Source organism: Pseudoalteromonas sp. 31A1 (genome assembly GCF_011378815.1).
Classification (GTDB): Bacteria; Pseudomonadota; Gammaproteobacteria; order Enterobacterales; family Alteromonadaceae; genus Pseudoalteromonas; species Pseudoalteromonas arctica.
Map to the genome: position 1 here is coordinate 91,450 of NZ_WTKY01000007.1, position 18,729 is coordinate 110,178.

16 protein-coding genes are annotated in these 18,729 nt (G+C 39.2%); 9 read left to right on the forward strand and 7 right to left on the reverse strand.

From position 1 onward, the window contains the following. The first annotated feature begins 58 nt into the window (after positions 1-58). The 6 genes from GQR52_RS09245 (at position 59) to adk (ending at position 6,798) form a co-directional block, all read left to right on the forward strand. Positions 59-385 carry a YbaB/EbfC family nucleoid-associated protein gene (locus GQR52_RS09245; RefSeq protein ID WP_002962306.1) on the forward strand — a complete coding sequence of 109 codons (327 nt, stop codon included), beginning with the start codon at positions 59-61 and terminating at the stop codon, positions 383-385. Positions 386-392: 7 nt separating this feature from the next. Continuing rightward, positions 393-1,001, forward strand: coding sequence for a recombination mediator RecR (gene recR / locus GQR52_RS09250; RefSeq protein ID WP_165728228.1), 609 nt, complete (start codon positions 393-395; stop codon positions 999-1,001). Between the two features lie 296 nt (positions 1,002-1,297). Continuing rightward, positions 1,298-3,199, forward strand: coding sequence for an MFS transporter (locus tag GQR52_RS09255; RefSeq protein WP_165728229.1), 1,902 nt, complete (start codon positions 1,298-1,300; stop codon positions 3,197-3,199). Between the two features lie 4 nt (positions 3,200-3,203). After that, entirely contained in the window at positions 3,204-3,929 is a 726-nt protein-coding gene (locus GQR52_RS09260) for an RluA family pseudouridine synthase (RefSeq protein WP_165728230.1), read from the forward strand. A 118-nt stretch (positions 3,930-4,047) separates the two neighbouring features. Further along, entirely contained in the window at positions 4,048-5,961 is a 1,914-nt protein-coding gene (gene htpG, locus GQR52_RS09265; RefSeq protein ID WP_007584077.1) for a molecular chaperone HtpG, read from the forward strand. Between the two features lie 192 nt (positions 5,962-6,153). Beyond that, the gene (adk, locus tag GQR52_RS09270; RefSeq protein ID WP_007584076.1) at positions 6,154-6,798 is read left to right on the forward strand and encodes an adenylate kinase; all 645 of its coding nucleotides are present in this window, start codon (positions 6,154-6,156) and stop codon (positions 6,796-6,798) included. 106 nt (positions 6,799-6,904) lie between these two features. Here adk and tpx read toward each other — a convergent pair whose 3' ends face one another. Beyond that, positions 6,905-7,486, reverse strand: coding sequence for a thiol peroxidase (gene tpx, locus GQR52_RS09275; RefSeq protein WP_024598337.1), 582 nt, complete (start codon positions 7,484-7,486; stop codon positions 6,905-6,907). 233 nt (positions 7,487-7,719) lie between these two features. Between tpx and GQR52_RS09280 the strand changes: the two genes are divergently transcribed. Beyond that, positions 7,720-8,724: a response regulator gene (locus tag GQR52_RS09280; protein ID WP_007584074.1), complete on the forward strand. Its 1,005-nt coding sequence runs from the start codon at positions 7,720-7,722 to the stop codon at positions 8,722-8,724. A gap of 3 nt (positions 8,725-8,727) precedes the next feature. Next, the gene (locus GQR52_RS09285) at positions 8,728-9,699 is read left to right on the forward strand and encodes a diguanylate cyclase (protein WP_024592692.1); all 972 of its coding nucleotides are present in this window, start codon (positions 8,728-8,730) and stop codon (positions 9,697-9,699) included. A 98-nt stretch (positions 9,700-9,797) separates the two neighbouring features. On the opposite strand, the gene GQR52_RS09290 is transcribed toward GQR52_RS09285, so the two are convergent. The 4 genes from GQR52_RS09290 to GQR52_RS09305 form a co-directional block, all read right to left on the reverse strand. Then, complete coding sequence (locus GQR52_RS09290; RefSeq protein WP_165728231.1) at positions 9,798-11,312, reverse strand: SpoVR family protein; 1,515 nt, start codon at positions 11,310-11,312, stop codon at positions 9,798-9,800. Between the two features lie 19 nt (positions 11,313-11,331). Continuing rightward, a complete protein-coding gene (locus GQR52_RS09295; protein ID WP_024605317.1) occupies positions 11,332-12,615 on the reverse strand; it encodes a YeaH/YhbH family protein in 1,284 nt (427 codons plus the stop codon). A gap of 31 nt (positions 12,616-12,646) precedes the next feature. After that, positions 12,647-14,569 (reverse strand): PrkA family serine protein kinase, encoded by a 1,923-nt coding sequence (locus GQR52_RS09300; protein ID WP_165728232.1) that lies wholly within the window; start codon positions 14,567-14,569, stop codon positions 12,647-12,649. A 210-nt stretch (positions 14,570-14,779) separates the two neighbouring features. Beyond that, the gene (locus tag GQR52_RS09305) at positions 14,780-15,361 is read right to left on the reverse strand and encodes a Fe-Mn family superoxide dismutase (protein ID WP_002960323.1); all 582 of its coding nucleotides are present in this window, start codon (positions 15,359-15,361) and stop codon (positions 14,780-14,782) included. Between the two features lie 266 nt (positions 15,362-15,627). Between GQR52_RS09305 and GQR52_RS09310 the strand changes: the two genes are divergently transcribed. After that, the gene (locus GQR52_RS09310; RefSeq protein ID WP_004335359.1) at positions 15,628-15,966 is read left to right on the forward strand and encodes a Grx4 family monothiol glutaredoxin; all 339 of its coding nucleotides are present in this window, start codon (positions 15,628-15,630) and stop codon (positions 15,964-15,966) included. 90 nt (positions 15,967-16,056) lie between these two features. On the opposite strand, the gene GQR52_RS09315 is transcribed toward GQR52_RS09310, so the two are convergent. Together GQR52_RS09315 and GQR52_RS09320 are read right to left on the reverse strand one after the other, a co-directional pair. Beyond that, positions 16,057-17,370: an ATP-binding protein gene (locus GQR52_RS09315; RefSeq protein ID WP_024607682.1), complete on the reverse strand. Its 1,314-nt coding sequence runs from the start codon at positions 17,368-17,370 to the stop codon at positions 16,057-16,059. Next, positions 17,370-18,701, reverse strand: a complete 1,332-nt coding sequence (locus GQR52_RS09320; RefSeq protein WP_024590831.1) for a sigma-54 dependent transcriptional regulator — start codon at positions 18,699-18,701, stop codon at positions 17,370-17,372. Before GQR52_RS09320 ends, GQR52_RS09315 begins: the two co-directional genes overlap by 1 nt. Between the last annotated feature and the right edge of the window lie 28 nt (positions 18,702-18,729).

Below are 18,729 nucleotides of genomic sequence, written 5' to 3' on the forward strand. Positions count from 1 at the left end.
ACTTACAATCGCCCTTATGTTCATGTTAATTAATGTATTAAAAGAAAGAGAGAAAGTTATGTTTAAAGGTGGAATGGGCAACATGATGAAGCAAGCGCAGCAAATGCAAGATCGCATGCAAAAAGCCCAAGACGAAATCGCAACATTAGAAGTTGTTGGCGAAGCCGGTGCCGGTTTAGTTAAAGTAACCATGCTTGGTAACCACAATGTACGTCGTGTTCAGCTTGATGAAAGCCTTATGGAAGACGACAAAGACATGATTGAAGACTTACTTGCAGCAGCATGTAACGATGCTGTACGCCGTGTTGCTGAAGAAACACAAGAGCGCATGGGTAAAGTAACTGGCGGTATGCAATTACCACCAGGTATGAAAATGCCGTTTTAAGTAAATAATGCAACTTTCAGATAGTTTAAATCAGCTTATAGAAGCACTGCGCTGTCAACCGGGCATTGGTCCAAAGTCAGCGCAACGTATTGCTTTTCACTTGCTTGAGCGCGACCGAAAGGGAGGCACTCAGCTTGGTAATGCATTGACTAAAGCAATGACAGCCATAGGGCATTGTCGGTCTTGTCGTACTTTTTGCGAACAAGCTCAGTGCGATATTTGTTTAAGTACAAAACGCCAAGACAGCGGCATATTATGTGTTGTTGAATCGCCTACTGACGTGCTTGCAATTGAGCAAACAGGTCAGTACTTAGGGCTATACTTTGTTTTAATGGGTCATTTATCGCCAATTGACGGTATCGGCCCTAAAGAAATTGGCTTAGATGTTTTAGAGCAAAAACTTGCTCAAGGCGGTATTAATGAGGTTATTTTAGCGACTAACCCTACCGTTGAAGGCGACACTACTGCTCATTATATTGCTCAGCTTTGTCATAAATATAAAGTAGGTGCTTCGCGTATTGCTCACGGTATTCCTGTGGGGGGCGAGCTTGATTTAGTAGATGGTAGAACGCTTATGCATGCTTTTAGCGGCAGGCGTTTAGTTACACAAGACTAACTCTAAGTCACTATTTGAAAAGATATTATAAAAGCCTACATGATTAAATTATGTAGGCTTTTTTGTTTTTAAGGTAAGCTTAGAAGCAATCTAATACCAATCCGCAATAATACTTAATCATTTTGCGGGGCTAAACGTGTCGCTACCTGCGTTAAAAAATTCTCATTTAGAACAACTAAATAGCGAATTTTTTGCCTAGCTATCAACACGTTTTTCCGCCCTCAAAATAGATCATTTAATTAAACAAATTGGTATAATATATTTTTGGGCTATGTCTCTAATTAGTAAGGAATACAATGAAAGATAATCAACCCTACCAAGGTACATTACTGGGTAGTAAGCGTTTTTTACCGCTTTTTATTACGCAGTTTTTCTCAGCGATTAACGATAACGTGTATAAGCAATCAGTGCTTATTTTATTGATATTCCAGGCTGCAACGCTTGCTGATGGCGCACTTTATTCAAATATTGCTGCTGGGTTATTTATCCTACCTTTCTTTTTATTTTCAGGGATGGCGGGGCAGCTAGCTGAAAAAACAGAAAAATCCAAACTAATCAGAATCGTAAAGCTATGTGAAATCCCTATTATGGTTGTAGGGGCTGTCTCTATTTTAACGCAGTATCTTTGGCTGATGTTAGCCACCGTATTTTTAATGGGCGTACAAAGTACGTTTTTTGGTCCATTAAAGTACTCTATTTTACCGCAGCACGTAGCCCCTAACGAATTAACAAAAGCGAATGGCTTGGTTGAATCAGGCACGTTTGTAGCAATATTAATTGGTACAATTTTTGGCACCTATTATATTACTCAATCAGCAGGGCCTACGCTTATAAGTATTGCCGTATTAGTACTGGCTGTTATGGGTTATGTGAGCAGTCGCTTTATACCCATTAGTGAGGCAAACGAGCCTAACTTAAAATTTACCTATAATATATTTTCATCCACGAAAAACGTATTTTCAGCACTTAATTCGCAAACAGAATCGGTTGGTAAATCAGTCCTCGGGATCAGTTGGTTTTGGTTAATTGGCGCAATTATTTTAACGTCCCTACCAAATTATGTAAAACACACAATGGGCGGCGATGAACTGGTTGTAACTAGCGCGCTTGTTGTGTTTTCACTAAGTATTGCTATTGGTTCATTACTGTGTGAAAAGCTTTCTCGCTCTCGAATAGAATTAGGAATTGTGCCTTTTGGCGCTATTTTAATTACCTTGTTTTTATACTTACTGAGCCAAGAGAGCGCTATTAGCTCTTATTTACCTCAAAACCTTGAATTGTTGACGCTTGATCAGTTATTAAAAACAGGCGACATGTTGTGGCATTTTGTATGGATGGCAGGCATTGGTATTGGCTCTGGTTTTTATACTGTACCTCTGTATGCGCTTATTCAACAGCGTACTGAAGAGTCGAGTCGCTCACGAGTTATAGCGGCTAACAATGTATTAAATGCACTGTTTATGGTGGGCAGTGCTGTTTTAAGTATTGTAACGCTGTCTGTTTTTCAGTGGAGTATTTCAGAGTTGCTACTGTTACTTGCTGGGCTAAACTTACTTATATCTGTTTATATTTATACCAAAGTACCAGAGTTCTTTTTACGATTTATTATATATATTTTAGCTATTTGTATGTACAGAGTGCGTACAAAAGGTGAAAGTAATATTCCAGATGAAGGCGCTGCCGTTATAGTGTGTAATCACGTGAGCTTTGTCGATTGGATGTTTATTTTAGCAGCATCACCAAGGTCTATCCGATTTATGGTATTTGCCCCTATTTATTATTCGCCAGCCCTACATTGGTTATTTGAAATGGCCAAAGCTATTCCCATTAACAGTGAAAAAACCAACCCGGAAGCGTTTAAAAAAGCCTTTGACGAAGTGGCTGCTGCGCTTAATAAAGGCGAACTTGTTGGTATTTTCCCTGAAGGAAAACTAACCAGTGACGGCTCTATCGATATTTTTCGCCGTGGAATCGAGCGCATTATTGAGCGCTCACCTGTGCCTGTTATTCCTGTGCATTTAGGGGGCCTGTGGGGAAGTATGTTTAGCCGAAAAGCTAAGTGGCAACTACCACGATTAAAATGGTCTTTGGTGTCGGTTGCAGTAGGTACCCCGATTGCCGCTGACAAAGTAGTAGCAGACGATTTGCGTGAGCAAGTATTGGCTTTAAAAGCGCTTCATTCAAAAGATATTGATTAATTTAATGGCTAACTCAATATTGGATACACCAGTAGAGTCACAAATGATTGTTGATGACTTTGTAGCGCCTAAGTGCGACGGGTTTATTGAAATATTATATCAAGATGATGATATTTTACTGATCAATAAACCCAGTGGGTTATTAAGTTTGTCTGGTAAGAATCCGCTTAACTGGGACTCAGTACATTACCGTTTAGTACATGGTCAAAAAGGGTTAACAGCCGCATTTACTGAGGCTAAGTTACCGCATCGGTTAGATTTGGGTACATCGGGCATTATGATTGTTGGATTAAACGCCAAAGCATCAAAGCATCTTAATAAACAGTTTCAGGCGCGTACTATCCAAAAGCGTTATGTAGCCATGTTAGAGGGTAGCTTAGCTGTTGATGAGGGGGAAATTACTGCACCAATAGCAAAAGATAAACTGCTTTTTCCGCGAGTTAAAATTTGCCAAACGACGGGCAAAGTAGCGGTGAGTGAATACAGTGTGCTTGAGCGGCTTAAACAACCGTGCAGAACCTTAGTGCAATTTACGCCCGTTACCGGACGTACCCATCAATTACGAATACACAGCCAGTTTATAGGGCACCCAATTTTAGGCTGTGATTTATATAAAAGTGCGCAAAGTGAGTACATGGCAGGACGCTTACAATTACATGCCAGCGATTTATATTTTGAACATCCAACAACAGGTGAAAAGATTCATATTAATTGTCCGCACCCATTTTAGATAAACGAGATATTCTATTTTTTCGTTTCACCTTTTTTTGATTTTTCCCTTGAAGTTCTAACACCTCACCCCATATTAAGTGCATAACGCAGACACTTTGCAAATTGGAGATATATAAATGACTGCAGCACAAAAAGAAACATTAGGCTTTCAAACAGAAGTAAAACAATTATTAAACTTAATGATTCATTCTCTTTATTCTAATAAAGAAATATTTTTACGCGAACTTGTGTCAAACGCATCAGATGCAGCAGACAAGTTACGCTTTTTAGCGCTATCTCAAGGCGACCTTTACCAAGGTGATGCCGATTTACGTGTTCGTATTAGCGCAGATAAAGAAGCAAATACAATTACCATTTCTGATAATGGTATTGGTATGACACGTGATGAAGTAATTAGCTCATTGGGTACTATTGCAAAGTCGGGTACTGCTGAGTTTTTCAAAAACTTAACGGGTGATCAAAGTAAAGATTCACAGTTAATTGGTCAATTTGGTGTTGGTTTTTACTCAGCATTTATTGTTGCCGATTTAGTAACTGTTCGTACACGTAAAGCGGGTGAAACAACTGCTTACGAGTGGGAATCTCAAGGTGAAGGCGAATACACGCTTCAAGAAATTGAAAAAGAAGGCCGTGGTACCGACATTATTTTACATCTTCGTGATGAAGAAAAAGAATTTGCTGACGATTACCGCCTGCGCGGCATTGTTACTAAATACTCAGACCATATTTCAACACCGGTACAAATGTTTAAAGCAGAAGTACCAGAGTCTGAAGGCGAAGACGGCGAAAAAATTCCAGCAGTACCAGGTGAGTGGGAAAGTATTAACCGCGCAACTGCATTGTGGACGCGTGATAAGTCAGAGCTTTCTGATGAAGAATACAAAGAGTTTTACAAGCACGTAAGCCACGACTGGGAAGATCCACTTAGCTGGGCACATAATAAGGTTGAAGGTAAAACTGAATACACGAGCCTTTTATACATCCCTAAAAAAGCACCTTTTGATTTATGGAACCGTGAACGTCAAAGTGGCTTAAAGCTTTACGTACAACGTGTATTTGTAATGGATGATGCTGAGCAGTTCATGCCAAGCTACCTTCGCTTTGTAAAAGGTTTACTAGATTCAAACGATTTACCTCTAAACGTATCTCGCGAAATTCTACAAGACAACAAAGTAACGCAAGCTATTCGTAAAGGGTGTACATCGCGCATTATTAAAATGCTTGAGCGTATGGCTAAAAACAAAGCTGACGATTACCAAGTATTTTGGAATGAGTTTGGCCAAGTAATGAAAGAAGGCCCAGCTGAAGATGCGGCAAATAAAGAAGCCGTATGTAAGTTATTACGCTTTTCTTCTACTCATACTGATTCAGAAACGCAAGATGTGTCGCTTGAGCAATATGTTGAACGTATGAACGAAGGCCAAGACAAAATTTACTATGTAGTAGCTGATACATTTACTTCTGCGAAAAATTCTCCTCATTTAGAGATTTTCCGCAAAAAAGGGATTGAAGTATTGTTACTAAGTGACCGTGTTGACGAGTGGATGATGAGCCACTTAACTGAATTTGCTGATAAGCAACTACAGTCAATCACACGTGGTGATTTAGATTTAGGTAAGCTGGACGACGAAGAGACTAAAAAAGCACAAGAAGAGTCTGAAAAAGAGATGGCTGGCCTTGTTGAGCGTATTAAAACAGCACTAGGTGATGACGTTAAAGAAGTACGCTTTACGCACCGCTTAACAGACTCTCCAGCATGTGTTGTAAGCGACGACAACGACATGAGCTCACAAATGCAAAAGCTAATGGAATCTGTTGGTCAAGCAGCCCCTGAAGCGAAACCTGTGTTTGAGCTAAACCCAGAACACCAACTTGTTAAGCATTTAAATGACGAGCAAGACGAAGATAAGTTTTCACAGTGGTCACATGTTTTACTAGACCAAGCATTACTTGCAGAGCGCGGTACACTTAAAGATCCAACTGGATTTGTTACTCGCTTAAACAAGCTTATGCTTGAACTAAGCAAGTAGTCAGTTAGCTATTTATTTAGTTAATAAAAGTATAAATTATATGCTTTAAATAAAAGGGAACGTATGTTCCCTTTTTTAATGCGCTGTAAATGCATCAACGACTCATCAATTAGTATAAGTTGCTTGAGTATCGGCGGCGCTTGTGGAAGAATTCAGGCTTTAAAATAAATATCCATACTAGGGGACAATAATATGCGCATTATTCTTTTGGGCGCTCCAGGTGCCGGTAAAGGTACTCAAGCTCAGTTTTTAATGGACAAATACGGTATTCCACAAATTTCTACTGGCGATATGTTACGTGCAGCAATTAAAGAAGGCACTCCATTAGGCTTAGAAGCAAAAAAAGTAATGGATGCTGGTCAACTAATTTCTGATGATATTATTATTGGTTTAGTAAAAGAACGTATTACTAAAGCGGATTGTGAGAAAGGTTTTTTACTTGATGGTTTCCCACGCACAATTCCTCAAGCCGATGCAATGAAAGAAAATGGCGTAGTGGTTGATCACGTTATTGAATTTGACGTTGCGGATGAAGTAATTGTTGAGCGTATGGGCGGACGTCGTGTTCATCCTGGTTCTGGCCGTGTTTATCACATTGTTTATAACCCGCCAAAAGTGGAAGGTAAAGACAACGAAACTGGAGATGACTTAATTGTTCGCGCTGACGATACTGAAGAAACAGTACGTAAACGTTTAGGTATTTATCACGAGCAAACTATGCCATTAGTTGATTACTACCAAGCAGAAGCTGCTGCTGGTAATACTCAATACCACAAACTAGATGGTACACAAGCTGTTGAAGCTGTAAGTTCACAACTTGGTGAGCTTTTAGGTTAATTATAAAAGCACATTAAAAAACCGCCAATTGGCGGTTTTTTGTTTTAAGGCGGTTTTTTGTTTTAAGGCTGTTTAGCATTGCTTAATCAGTGCTATTTAATCGGCTTTACAACGTTTTAAGTTTCTCAATTACGCTGTTGTATTCTGGTTCAGTTGAAAGGCTACTAACTAATTGTTTATAAATGACGTTATGGCTTTCATCTAAAATAAATACCGTTCGCGTTAATAAGCCCATATCTTTAATAATCAATCCGTATTTTTGGCCAAAATCGCGCCAAACAGAATCTGATAACGTAGTGATTTTATCAATATTTTCAGCTTTGCAAAAACGCTTTTGAGCAAATGGTAAATCAGCACTAATTGTTAGCATTACAACACTTGGAAATTGCGAGGCTACTTTTTCATTAAAATGCTTAGTTTGCAGGCTACAAATACCTGTATCAAGACTTGGCACTACACTTATCAATACAGCTTGGCCTTTGTAATCCTCAAGTGTCACAGGGATGAAGTTGTCATCAACTACTTTGAAATTTGGCGCGCTATCTCCAACAGAGATCCCTTTGCCTAATAAAGTGACTGGTTTGCCTTGTGCAGATACTTTTCCTATGTCTAGCGTGTTTTCTGGGTAATCGGCTGCAATAGCCACAGAGCAAAATGCGCTCAAAGCAAAGGTAAGTGAACGTAACATAAGGTATTTCCTTTTAAATTAACGCAATGGGCGTCAGTGTATTATACTGCGCTATAGTAACCAAGAGATTATACCGCCCTAATGAAGTTGGGATTAGTTCTGCAATATAAAAATTGTAACTGTGCTAAACTTTGATTAACATGAAGTTACAAAATATATCTTCAATAATAAAAATAAAAACCATCATAAAATGATTTTAATGCTCATTACTGGTTTAGAAACAGAGAGATAATATGTCAACATCGGTACTAATATGTGATGACTCAAAATTAGCTAGGCGTCAGCTAGCTCGTTCATTACCTGAAGATTGGGACATTAAAGTTGAATTTGCACTCGACGGCGTTGATTGCATAAAGCAAATAAAGTTAATTGAACCAGAAATACTTTTTCTCGATTTAAACATGCCTGAAATGGATGGGTATGAAGTATTAATCGCTATGAAAGAACAGGGGCTAAACATACTCACTGTTGTTGTCTCTGGTGATATACAGCCAAGTGCACATCAAAGAGTGCTTGAACTTGGTGCTATCGATTTTATTCAAAAACCATGTTCCCCCGAAAAACTAGCCAGCATAATTGAACACCATGGGATTAAAGATAAAGCCATGCGTGAGCGTCTCTCTCATTCGCTTGGAGAGCAAGTCGACCCTGATGTTCGGGATATATACCAAGAACTCACTAACGTTGCTATGGGACAGGCTGGGGATTTACTTGCACGTCTTCTTAATGTGTTTGTAGAGCTACCAATTCCTAATGTGAATATTTTGGAAGTTAATGAACTCGATATGGCGCTGCAGTCTATAGATAATAATGCAGCTACATCGGGTGTGTGCCAGGGCTTTATTGGCGGTGGCATTTCGGGCGAGGCGCTATTACTTTTAAATGATTCAAGCTTTAAAGAAATAGCTTCTTTGATGAATTATGACGGCGAGTTAAACGATAAAATTGAACTTGAGCTGCTTATGGATATTAGTAATATTTTGATAGGCGCTATTTTAACGGGTCTTTCAAAACAGCTCGATATGTCATTTAGCCAAGGGCACCCCATAGTACTTGGCCAACACAGAGATGTGTCTGAGCTGGTTAAATCAAACAAGTCACGTTGGCAACGCACCCTTGCTATAGAGATTAGTTACGGTATTGAAAACCATGATATAAATTGCGACCTCATGCTGTTATTTACTGAAGATTCACTTAAAACTTTGAAGTATAAAGTTGCTTACCTATTAGAAGATTAAGTTATGGCTGCAGATTTAGAAATGAATGAGATCCATTGGCTTATGGATATGTTTAATACCGTTGATGTAGGCCTTGTAGTACTTGATAGAGATTATAAGGTGTGTGTATGGAATGGTTTTATGGAAAACCATTCAGGGCTTCTACCAAGCGCAGTAAAAGATAAAGACCTATTTGATTTATTTCCAGCAATAGACGAAAAATGGTTTAGAAGTAAATCAGAATCGGTTTTTGTTTTAAAAAACCGCTCTTTTACGATTTGGGAGCAGCAGCCATACATTTTTAGGTTTAAAAATTATAGACCTATTACTGGTAAAGCTGATTACATGTATCAAAATGCGACATTTATCCCTCTTACAAATACGATGGGCGAAGTTAGCCATATTTGTATTATTTTGTATGATGTAACAGATGTCGCGGTAAATAAAAAAGAGCTTGAAGAGTTAAACAAAAAATTAGAACAAGTAAGTCAAACAGATAGCTTAACGCAGCTTGCAAACCGTGGACACTGGGAAGGTACGCTACGCCAAGAGTTTTTGAGAGTTAAGCGAAGTGGTGGCTGTAGTACATTATTAATGTTTGATATTGACCACTTTAAAAAAATAAATGATGAATATGGCCATAGCTGTGGTGATGAATCGCTTCGTCATTTATCTAACTTACTACGTACGACGCTGCGCGAAACTGATGTTGCAGGGCGCTATGGCGGTGAAGAGTTTGCAGTAACATTACTTGATACAGATAAAGAAGGCGCTTTTGTATTTGCTGAGCGTTTAAGGGTATTGATTGAAACTAACCCTGTTAAGTATAAACACTTTGAAATAACAATGACGGTAAGTATAGGGCTGGCTGGTAGCAGTAATGATTTTAAAAATCATGAGCGCTGGATAGAGGCTGCAGATAAAGCACTGTACCAGTCTAAAAATACAGGGCGAAATAAAGTAATAGCCTACGAAGATATAAAAAATGACGCTTAAGCGTCATTTTTTATATCCAGAATTTAGGGTTAAATAATACCGTGTTTTTATAACCTGCTGGGCAAACCCAATCAGTATGAAAATTTTATTGCTCTTCATTATTGTGTTGTGTGTCGAGAGTCATCTATTGGGCATTGACCAATCATTGAAACCTCACCAGAATTTGACTCTTTCTCTAGTTTTACTTTAAAGCCCCATAACCTGTAAAGATGCTTAAGTACTTCCTCGTGCGAGTTTGCTAAAGGAATGTTGTTATGAGGTACGTAGCGTAGGGTTAGTGAACGGTCACCTCTAATATCAACGTCATATACTTGAATGTTAGGCTCATGATTACTCAAGTTGTACTGCGCTGAGAGCGCTTCTCTTACAGCTTTATAGCCGTTGTCGTTATGTATTGCGCCAATTTCTAAATGGGGATTATTAGTATGATCAATAATAGTAAATAATTTAAAATCACGAATTAACTTAGGCGATAAAAACTGGCTAATAAAACTCTCATCTTTAAAGTTTTCCATTGCAAAATGCAGTGTATCTAGCCAATTACTGCCTGCATATTCAGGAAACCAGCGTTTATCTTCTTCAGTTGGGTGTTCACATATTCTGCGAATATCCACCATCATATTAAAGCCTAAAGCATATGGGTTAATGCCTGAATAATATTTACTGTTATAAGGTGGCTGATAAACTACGTTGGTATGGCTTTGTAAAAACTCTAACATGAAAGAGTCGGTGAGCTTTCCCTCATCATATAAGTGATTAAGGATGGTGTAATGCCAAAATGTTGCCCAGCCTTCGTTCATTACTTGAGTTTGTTTTTGTGGGTAAAAGTATTGCGAAATTTTACGAACAATACGTATAACTTCACGTTGCCAAGAATCGAGTAATGGGGCATTTTTTTCAATAAAATACAAAATATTTTCTTGGGGTTCAGAAGGAAAATGGCGTACTTTCTTTTTGGTTTCTTGCTGTTGCTCAGGAATAGTCCGCCATAATTCATTTACTTGCGATTGAAGGTAGTCTTCACGCTCTTGTTGGCGTTTTTGTTCTTCAAATAACGATATTTGTTGTGGACGTTTGTAGCGATCCACTCCGTAATTCATTAATGCATGACATGAGTCGAGCAGGGCTTCTACTTGTGTAATACCGTGCTTTTCTTCACAGCGGCTTATGTAGTTTTTAGCAAATACCAAGTAATCAATAATTGAGCCAGCATCGGTCCAGGTTTTAAATAAGTAATTACCTTTAAAAAATGAGTTATGTCCGTAACATGCGTGCGCCATTACAAGCGCTTGCATAGGTAAGGTATTTTCTTCCATTAAGTACGCAATACAAGGGTCTGAATTTATCACTATTTCGTAAGCAAGACCCATTTGTCCGCGCTTATAATTTTGCTCTGTTTGAATGAACTTTTTACCGTAAGACCAATGGCTGTAACCAATAGGCATGCCAACGCTTGAGTAAGCATCCATCATTTGCTCTGCGGTTATCACTTCAATTTGATTAGGGTAGGTGTCTAACCTGTAGTGAGCTGCAACACGGGCAATTTCACTTTGGTACTCATCTAATAAATCAAAGGTCCAATCTGGGCCATCACTCATTCGTTTATCATTCATAATGCTACCTCGCTTTAGGCTATGCAGAGTTTTGCTGTTGACGACCTTTTTTAAATAGCTCCCTAAAAATTGGGTAAATATCTTCAACGCTTTGAATATGCTGTATGGCGAAATTATTATGGCTGTGTGTTATAGATTCATATTCGCGCCATAGGCTTTGATGAGCACGAGTGGTTATTTCAATATAAGCAAAATAGCGTACTGCGCTTAAGAGCTTATTACGCAAAATTTCACCACACTGCGGGGTGTCGTCCGCCCAGTTATCGCCATCAGAGGCTTGTGCGGCGTATACATTCCACTCGTTTGCGTGATAACGCTCTTTTATTATTTCGTTCATTAATTTAAGTGCGCTTGAAACAATAGTGCCGCCAGTTTCTTGAGAATAAAAAAACTCTTGCTCGTCTACTTCTTTTGCTTGTGTGTGGTGGCGAATATAAACAACTTCTATGTCTTTATAGCTGCGTGTTAAAAATTGATAGAGCAAAATATAAAACCGTTTTGCCATGTCTTTTGTTGGCTGATCCATTGAGCCTGACACATCCATAATACAAAACATCACGGCTTTGCTGGTGGGGTGAGGGCGTTTTTCGTAATTACGAAAACGTAAATCGTAGTTATCAATAAATGGAACCGACTTAATTTGCACTTTTAATGCTGCAATTTCTTTTTGTAATAAAGCAATTGCTGCTTTATCGTTATGTGGACCAGCAAGCAGCAGAGCAAGTTGTTCTTCGAGCTCTTTTAAACGGCGTTTTTTACCTGCACTCATGGCAACACGCCGTGCAAGGGAGCCTTGAAGAGAGCGGACAATGTCAATATTGCTAGGTATACCATCGCTACAAAATCCTGCGCGATGGGTTTTCATTTGCACTAGCTTATCAAGCTGGTTTTCTTGTAAGTTAGGGAGCTCTAAATCTTCAAACAGTAAATCAAGGTATTCATCTTTTGATATTGAAAATACAAACTCATCTTGTCCTTCGCCCGAATCGCTGGCGTCACCTTCACCGGCACCGCCGCTTTGTCCACCTTTAGGGCGCTCAATTTTATCACCTGTAGAAAACTGATCGTTGCCTGGGTGAATTTGTTCTCTATCCCCACCTTGCCCTTGATGAAATGTAGGTTCGCTGATATCGCGTTGTGGAATAGAAATACTCTCACCAGAGCTTGAATCGGTAACGCTGCGTTTGTTAATCGCATCTGAAACCGCTTCTTTAATTTGTTTTTTATAGCGCCTAATAAAGCGCTGGCGATTAAGCGTACTTTTATTTTTTCCGTTTAAACGCCTATCTATAAAATGCGCCATATTGACCTCCTATATACTACGACTATGAAGGTTATTGCGATTTTCTAACCCGTAAATACCACTCAGAAAGCAAGCGAACTTGTTTTTGTGTATAGCCTTTTTCGACCATACGGTTCACAAAGTCTTCGTGCTTTTGCTGATCCTCTGCAGACGTTTTAGTATTAAACGAAATAACAGGGAGTAAATCTTCGGTATTAGAGAACATTTTTTTCTCAATTACCGTGCGTAGTTTTTCGTAGCTTGTCCATAGTGGGTTTTTACCGTTGTTGTGCGCACGGGCACGCAATACAAAGTTTACTATTTCATTTCGGAAATCTTTAGGGTTAGAAATACCCGCCGGCTTTTCTATTTTTTCAAGTTCGGCATTAAGTGCCTCACGGTCAAATAGTTGTCCCGTATCAGGGTCGCGATATTCTTGGTCTTGTATCCAAAAGTCTGCATAAATAACATAACGGTCAAAAATGTTTTGTCCGTATTCTGAATACGATTCTAAATAGGCGGTTTGCAGTTCTTTGCCTATAAACTCAACATATTGCGGAATTAAATAGCCTTTTAAAAAGCTTAAATAACGCTCTTCTATTTCGCTTGAAAATTGTTCGCGCTCTATCTGTTGTTCAAGCACATAGAACAAATGCACTGGGTTTGCGGCAACCTCAGTGGTATCAAAGTTAAACACGCGGGATAAAATTTTAAACGCAAAGCGAGTAGAGAGCCCCGTCATGCCTTCATCAACACCTGCGTAATCACGGTACTCTTGATACGATTTTGCTTTAGGGTCGGTGTCTTTTAGAGTTTCGCCATCGTATACCCGCATTTTTGAATAGATACTTGAATTTTCTGGCTCTTTTAAACGTGATAGCGTCGTAAATTGCGCCAATGTTTTAAGTGTACCTGGTGCGCATGGCGCGTTGTATAGCTCGCTGTGCTCAAGTAATTTGTCGTAAATTTTAATTTCTTCAGTCACACGTAAGCAGTAAGGTACTTTTACAATATAAACACGGTCTAAAAATGCTTCGTTGTTTTTATTGTTTTTAAAAGTTTGCCACTCAGATTCATTAGAGTGAGCGAGGATCATGCCATTAAAGGGCAGAGCACTAATGCCTTCTGTGCCGTTGTAATTACCCTCTTGGGTTGCAGTAAGTAAAGGATGCAGCACTTTAATAGGTGCTTTAAACATTTCTACAAATTCCATCAGCCCTTGGTTAGCTAAACATAAAGAGCCCGAGTAGGCGTATGCATCAGGATCGTTTTGAGCAAAGTGCTCAAGTTGGCGAATATCTACTTTACCCACTAGCGCCGAAATATCTTGGTTGTTTTCATCTCCTGGTTCGGTTTTGGCAATGCATATTTGGTTTAAAATTGAGGGGTAGCGCTTAACCACTCTAAACTGGCTAATATCACCATTGAATTCTTTTAAGCGTTTGCCAGCCCAAGGGGACATAATGGTTTTTAAGTAGCGCGGTTTAATACCGTATTCTTGCTTAAGTACCTCGGCGTCCTCTATTGGGTCAAATAATGCAAGAGGATGGTCGTTTACCGGAGAGCCTTTAATTGAATAAATAGGTACTTGTTGCATTAAATATTTTAGTTTTTCAGCAATGGATGATTTACCCCCACCAACAGGTCCAAGTAAATAAAGCACTTGTTTGCATTCTTCAAGCCCTTGGGCGGCGTGTTTTAAATAAGAGACTATTTGCTCAATGGCGTCTTCCATACCATAAAAATCTGCAAAGGCAGGGTAGCGCGCAACTACTCTATTTGAAAATAATCGACTTAGTCGTGCATCCGTTGCGGTATCTACCATGTTTGGTTCGCCAATTGCCATGAGTAGGCGTTCTGGTGCGCTGGCGTAGGCAGACTTATCGGTTTTACAAATCTCAAGAAATTCAGCGATACTATATTCTTCTTCCTGTGCCGCTTCGTATCGTGCTTGGTAATGCTCAAAAATCGTCATAATAACCTCCGAAACCCGCTGTAAAAAGGTGCTTACCTTTTAAAGTCTAGTCACGAATCTGTATTTTTGTGCAATAAAATTAAAAATTTAAGTGAAAAAAGATCATGTTACTAAAAGTGTTTTATTAAATGATGAGGCGCTTGGGTGTGATAAACAAGAAACAAAAAAAGACGCCTAAGCGTCTTTTTTACATTAGCGTTTAAAGGCTAATTAAGCGAAGTTAGCGTTCGCGAATTCCCAGTTAACAAGCGACCAAAAACCTTTAAGGTAATCTGGACGAACGTTACGGTAATCAATGTAGTAAGCGTGTTCCCATAAATCCACTGTAAGGATTGGAGTAACGCCATCATCAGTTAATGGTGTAGCAGCGTTAGATGTATTAACGATGTCTAGTGAACCATCAGCAAGCTTAACTAACCACGTCCAGCTTGAACCAAAGTTATTTACTGCTTTGTCATTTAATGCATCTTTAAACGCATCAAAAGAACCCCATTTGGCGTTGATTGCATCAGCAACTGCGCCAGTAGGCTCGCCGCCGCCGTTTGGAGATAAGCTGTTCCAGTAAAAAGTATGGTTCCAGATTTGTGCTGCGTTGTTAAATACGCCGCCTTCTGATGAACATACGATCTCTTCTAGAGATTTGTTTTCAAACTCAGTACCAGGGATTAAACCATTAAGCTTAACCACGTAAGTGTTGTGGTGTTTGCCATGGTGAAACTCTAGTGTTTCTTTTGAAATATGTGGCTCAAGTGCGTCGATTGCATATGGTAGTGACGGTAGTTCAAATGCCATTTTTTTATCTCCATCTTCTTTGGTTGATAGTCCATTTGGTAATACGTAATGCCTGTTGAAACAGAGCAGTTACCTATACCAAGCGGTAATATAGTGTTACTATAATTGTTGAGTATTTTACTCAAGTTTAAGCAAACAGCAATGCTATTGCGAAAGACTATTTCAATTGCGGCTTTATTTGCCCATTTTAAGTTATATATTTGTGGTCACGATGAGTTATTTTCAAGACCTAAATATATTTAGCTATCGTTACTTTGAGGTTGTAGATGGAAACCATTGATAAAATTAAACAGCAAATTTCAGAAAACCCAATAATCCTTTTCATGAAAGGGTCACCAAAATTACCAAATTGTGGTTTTTCTTCACAAGCATCGCAAGCGTTAATGTCATGTGGTGAACCATTTGCATACGTTGATATTTTACTTAATCCAGACATTCGTGCTGAGCTTCCAGCATACGCAAATTGGCCAACATTCCCGCAATTATGGGTAGATGGCGAATTAGTTGGTGGTTGTGACATTATTATCGAAATGTTTCAACGCGGTGAATTACAGCCGTTAATTACAGAAACTGCTGCTAAATATAAAGAAGCTGACGCAGAGTAATTTTATTACTCAACCTGAACTCAGGTTATTAAGCTCTTTAAACACAAAGCCACTTTTTAAGTGGCTTTGTTGTTTTTAATTTTTGTGAATTTACGAATAAGGAAGGCTCACTTGTACGTTTAAGCCGCCCTCTATTTTGTTATGTAAACTTATATGCCCCTGGTGCGCTTCTGCTATTTCTCTGCATAAGGCTAGCCCTAAACCACTTCCCGTACTTTTTGTAGAATAAAAGGGCACTAAAGCATTTGCCATTACTTGCTCGCTCATACCTTTGCCGCAGTCGCTCACATTTATAACACAAGCTTGGGGTACAAATTCGACCTGAATATGTATTTCATTGGAGTTGGAGCCTGACTCGTGTGAATTTTTTAATAAGTTTATGAGCAGCTGCTCGAGTTGGGCTTGATCAGCTTGTAATTCATTGTGTGGATTTTTTATTTCGTAGCTAAATTGCCAGTGATTTTTTAAATTATTGAGTGTGTTTTGCCAGTTAATCCGTGTTTTTTGTGGCTGAGGTAATTTAGCAAACTTGCCATAGCCTTGTACAAATTCAGTTAAATGACTAATTCGCTCATCAATAGTTGCAAATACACGGGCAAGGCGGGGCTCATCAACTTTATTTGCGAGCAATTGTGCGCTGTGTAACATGGACGACATAGGGCCGAGTGAATTATTCAATTCGTGGCTGATAATGCGTATTACCTTTTTCCACACGGCAACTTCTTGGCGACTAAGCTCACGGGTTAATTGTTTAAATATATATAAATGATGCTTTTGGTTATTGAGTAAAAACTCCCCGGTGGCTAAATGCCAAGTTTGCGAGTCTTGATTCTCTATTTCTATATTAAAGAGGCCATCAACACCGTGCTCTATAGCTGCTATTAATTGCAGGGGCGAATTTTCGAGCAATTTACTTAGCTGCATACCTTCAAGGCGGGTTGCGCTATTAAATAAACTACGGCTAATTAAATTACTAAATACCACCGTATTATTATCATTGACCAGTAATAACGCTTGCGGCGAGCTTTGCAATACTTTATCAAGCATTAACTCGCGCTGGTAAATCCATTGTTTTTCTTGGCGAAGCTGTTTAGCGGTTTGATTATAAAGTCGGCATAGTTTTCCAAGTTCATCATTACTTTTATACGCTAGTAAGCTGGAGAGCTCACCATCTTTAAAATTAAGCAACCCGGTTTCGAGCGATTGCATGCCAAGCTTTATTGGTTTGGTGAGAGCTCTTGAAAGCAAGGTGCTAAATGCAAGCGTTAGTAATATTAAAAACAGAGTGTAGTACATATCAAAACCACTAAGTGCGGCAATAATAAAAACAGGCAGCGCGCTACAAAGTGCGCAAATTAACACAACCTTTTGGCTTAGGGTAAAGTGGCTAATAATGTTTGGCATTAATAATCAATACCCATTTTTTGTAATCGACGATAAAGAGCTTGTCGGCTTAAACCAAATTCACGGGCCACTTTGGCTATAACACCTTGATGAGCGCGCATTGCGTGTTCTATTTCCTGTTTGGTCGGTTCTGCTTTTGCTTCTTGTTGAGCAGTAACCGATGACGAAAGTGCAAAGTCATCGACTGTAAGCGCACCTGTTGGTTTTAGCACCGCTACACGTTTACAAGCATTTTCTAGCTCTCGAACGTTACCTGGCCATTTATAATGTTGAAGTGCTTGCTCTGTGTTTATAGTCAGCTCTCGGTGAGGTAAAAAATGGCTAATAAGTGCTAAAACATCATCTTGCCTTTCGCTAAGGGCAGGCACATTGAGTTCAATTACATTAAGGCGATAATATAAGTCTTCCCTAAATCGACCTTGTTCAATTGCTTGTAGTAAGTTTTCGTTAGTAGCCGATATTACTCGCACATTTACTTTTTGTGTTTGTGTTGAGCCTAAACGTTCAAACTCGCCGGTTTGTACTACGCGTAGTAATTTTATTTGTCCTGAGAGTGGTAAATTACCAATTTCATCTAAAAATAACGTACCGCCATCAGCTGCTTCAAATCGACCAATACGTTGTTTAGTTATCCCCGTGTATGCGCCAGCTTCAGCGCCAAAAAGTTCGGCTTCTATAAGTTCTTGTGGTAGTGCGCCTGCGTTTACCTTAATAAAAGGTTGCGATACAAGTGGGGAGTTTTTTTGAATGATATGCGCAATGCACTCTTTACCACTTCCATTAGGGCCTGTAATTAATGCAGATATATCAGATTTAGCTACTTGTAGCGCCATAGTGACCAGTCGTTCCATAGCCGTGCTTTTAAATATTAGCCCGGCAAGGTCTGCGCTTTTAAATGTACCTTCACGCTCTTGTTGATGGCGATTATGTGTCGCCACTATTTTTTTAGCACTGCCTAGCTCTATTAAGTTACTGATACAAACTAGTAGTTTTGCATCATCCCAGGGTTTTGGTAAGTAATCGGCAGCACCGGCTTTTACAAGCTCAATAGCGGTAGCAAGTTCGGTCCAGGCTGTAATAAGTATAATAGGGAGGTGTGGGTTTATTTCTCGTAGTTCATAAAACAACGTTTTACCTTCTTCGCCAGAGGTTGTGTCGCTGGTAAAGTTCATGTCTTGAATTACAAGCTCAATTCGCTGATAGCGAACTATTTGCAGAGCATCAAACGGGTTTGTTGCAGTCACTACCGAAAAGTCGTGGATCTCGAGCAACAATGAAAGTGCATCGAGTACTGCTTGGTTATCATCAACAATGAGTATTTTATGAGTCATAGGTTATTTTTATAATTTTTTAATGGCT

Bases quoted from the DNA above. Each gene is read 5' to 3' on its own strand.
- GQR52_RS09245 (WP_002962306.1), top strand. From the start codon at position 59: ATGTTTAAAGGTGGAATGGGCAACATGATGAAGCAAGCGCAGCAAATG.
- recR (WP_165728228.1), top strand. From the start codon at position 393: ATGCAACTTTCAGATAGTTTAAATCAGCTTATAGAAGCACTGCGCTGT.
- GQR52_RS09255 (WP_165728229.1), top strand. From the start codon at position 1,298: ATGAAAGATAATCAACCCTACCAAGGTACATTACTGGGTAGTAAGCGT.
- GQR52_RS09260 (WP_165728230.1), top strand. From the start codon at position 3,204: ATGGCTAACTCAATATTGGATACACCAGTAGAGTCACAAATGATTGTT.
- htpG (WP_007584077.1), top strand. From the start codon at position 4,048: ATGACTGCAGCACAAAAAGAAACATTAGGCTTTCAAACAGAAGTAAAA.
- adk (WP_007584076.1), top strand. From the start codon at position 6,154: ATGCGCATTATTCTTTTGGGCGCTCCAGGTGCCGGTAAAGGTACTCAA.
- tpx (WP_024598337.1), bottom strand. From the start codon at position 7,486: ATGTTACGTTCACTTACCTTTGCTTTGAGCGCATTTTGCTCTGTGGCT.
- GQR52_RS09280 (WP_007584074.1), top strand. From the start codon at position 7,720: ATGTCAACATCGGTACTAATATGTGATGACTCAAAATTAGCTAGGCGT.
- GQR52_RS09285 (WP_024592692.1), top strand. From the start codon at position 8,728: ATGGCTGCAGATTTAGAAATGAATGAGATCCATTGGCTTATGGATATG.
- GQR52_RS09290 (WP_165728231.1), bottom strand. From the start codon at position 11,312: ATGAATGATAAACGAATGAGTGATGGCCCAGATTGGACCTTTGATTTA.
- GQR52_RS09295 (WP_024605317.1), bottom strand. From the start codon at position 12,615: ATGGCGCATTTTATAGATAGGCGTTTAAACGGAAAAAATAAAAGTACG.
- GQR52_RS09300 (WP_165728232.1), bottom strand. From the start codon at position 14,569: ATGACGATTTTTGAGCATTACCAAGCACGATACGAAGCGGCACAGGAA.
- GQR52_RS09305 (WP_002960323.1), bottom strand. From the start codon at position 15,361: ATGGCATTTGAACTACCGTCACTACCATATGCAATCGACGCACTTGAG.
- GQR52_RS09310 (WP_004335359.1), top strand. From the start codon at position 15,628: ATGGAAACCATTGATAAAATTAAACAGCAAATTTCAGAAAACCCAATA.
- GQR52_RS09315 (WP_024607682.1), bottom strand. From the start codon at position 17,370: ATGCCAAACATTATTAGCCACTTTACCCTAAGCCAAAAGGTTGTGTTA.
- GQR52_RS09320 (WP_024590831.1), bottom strand. From the start codon at position 18,701: ATGACTCATAAAATACTCATTGTTGATGATAACCAAGCAGTACTCGAT.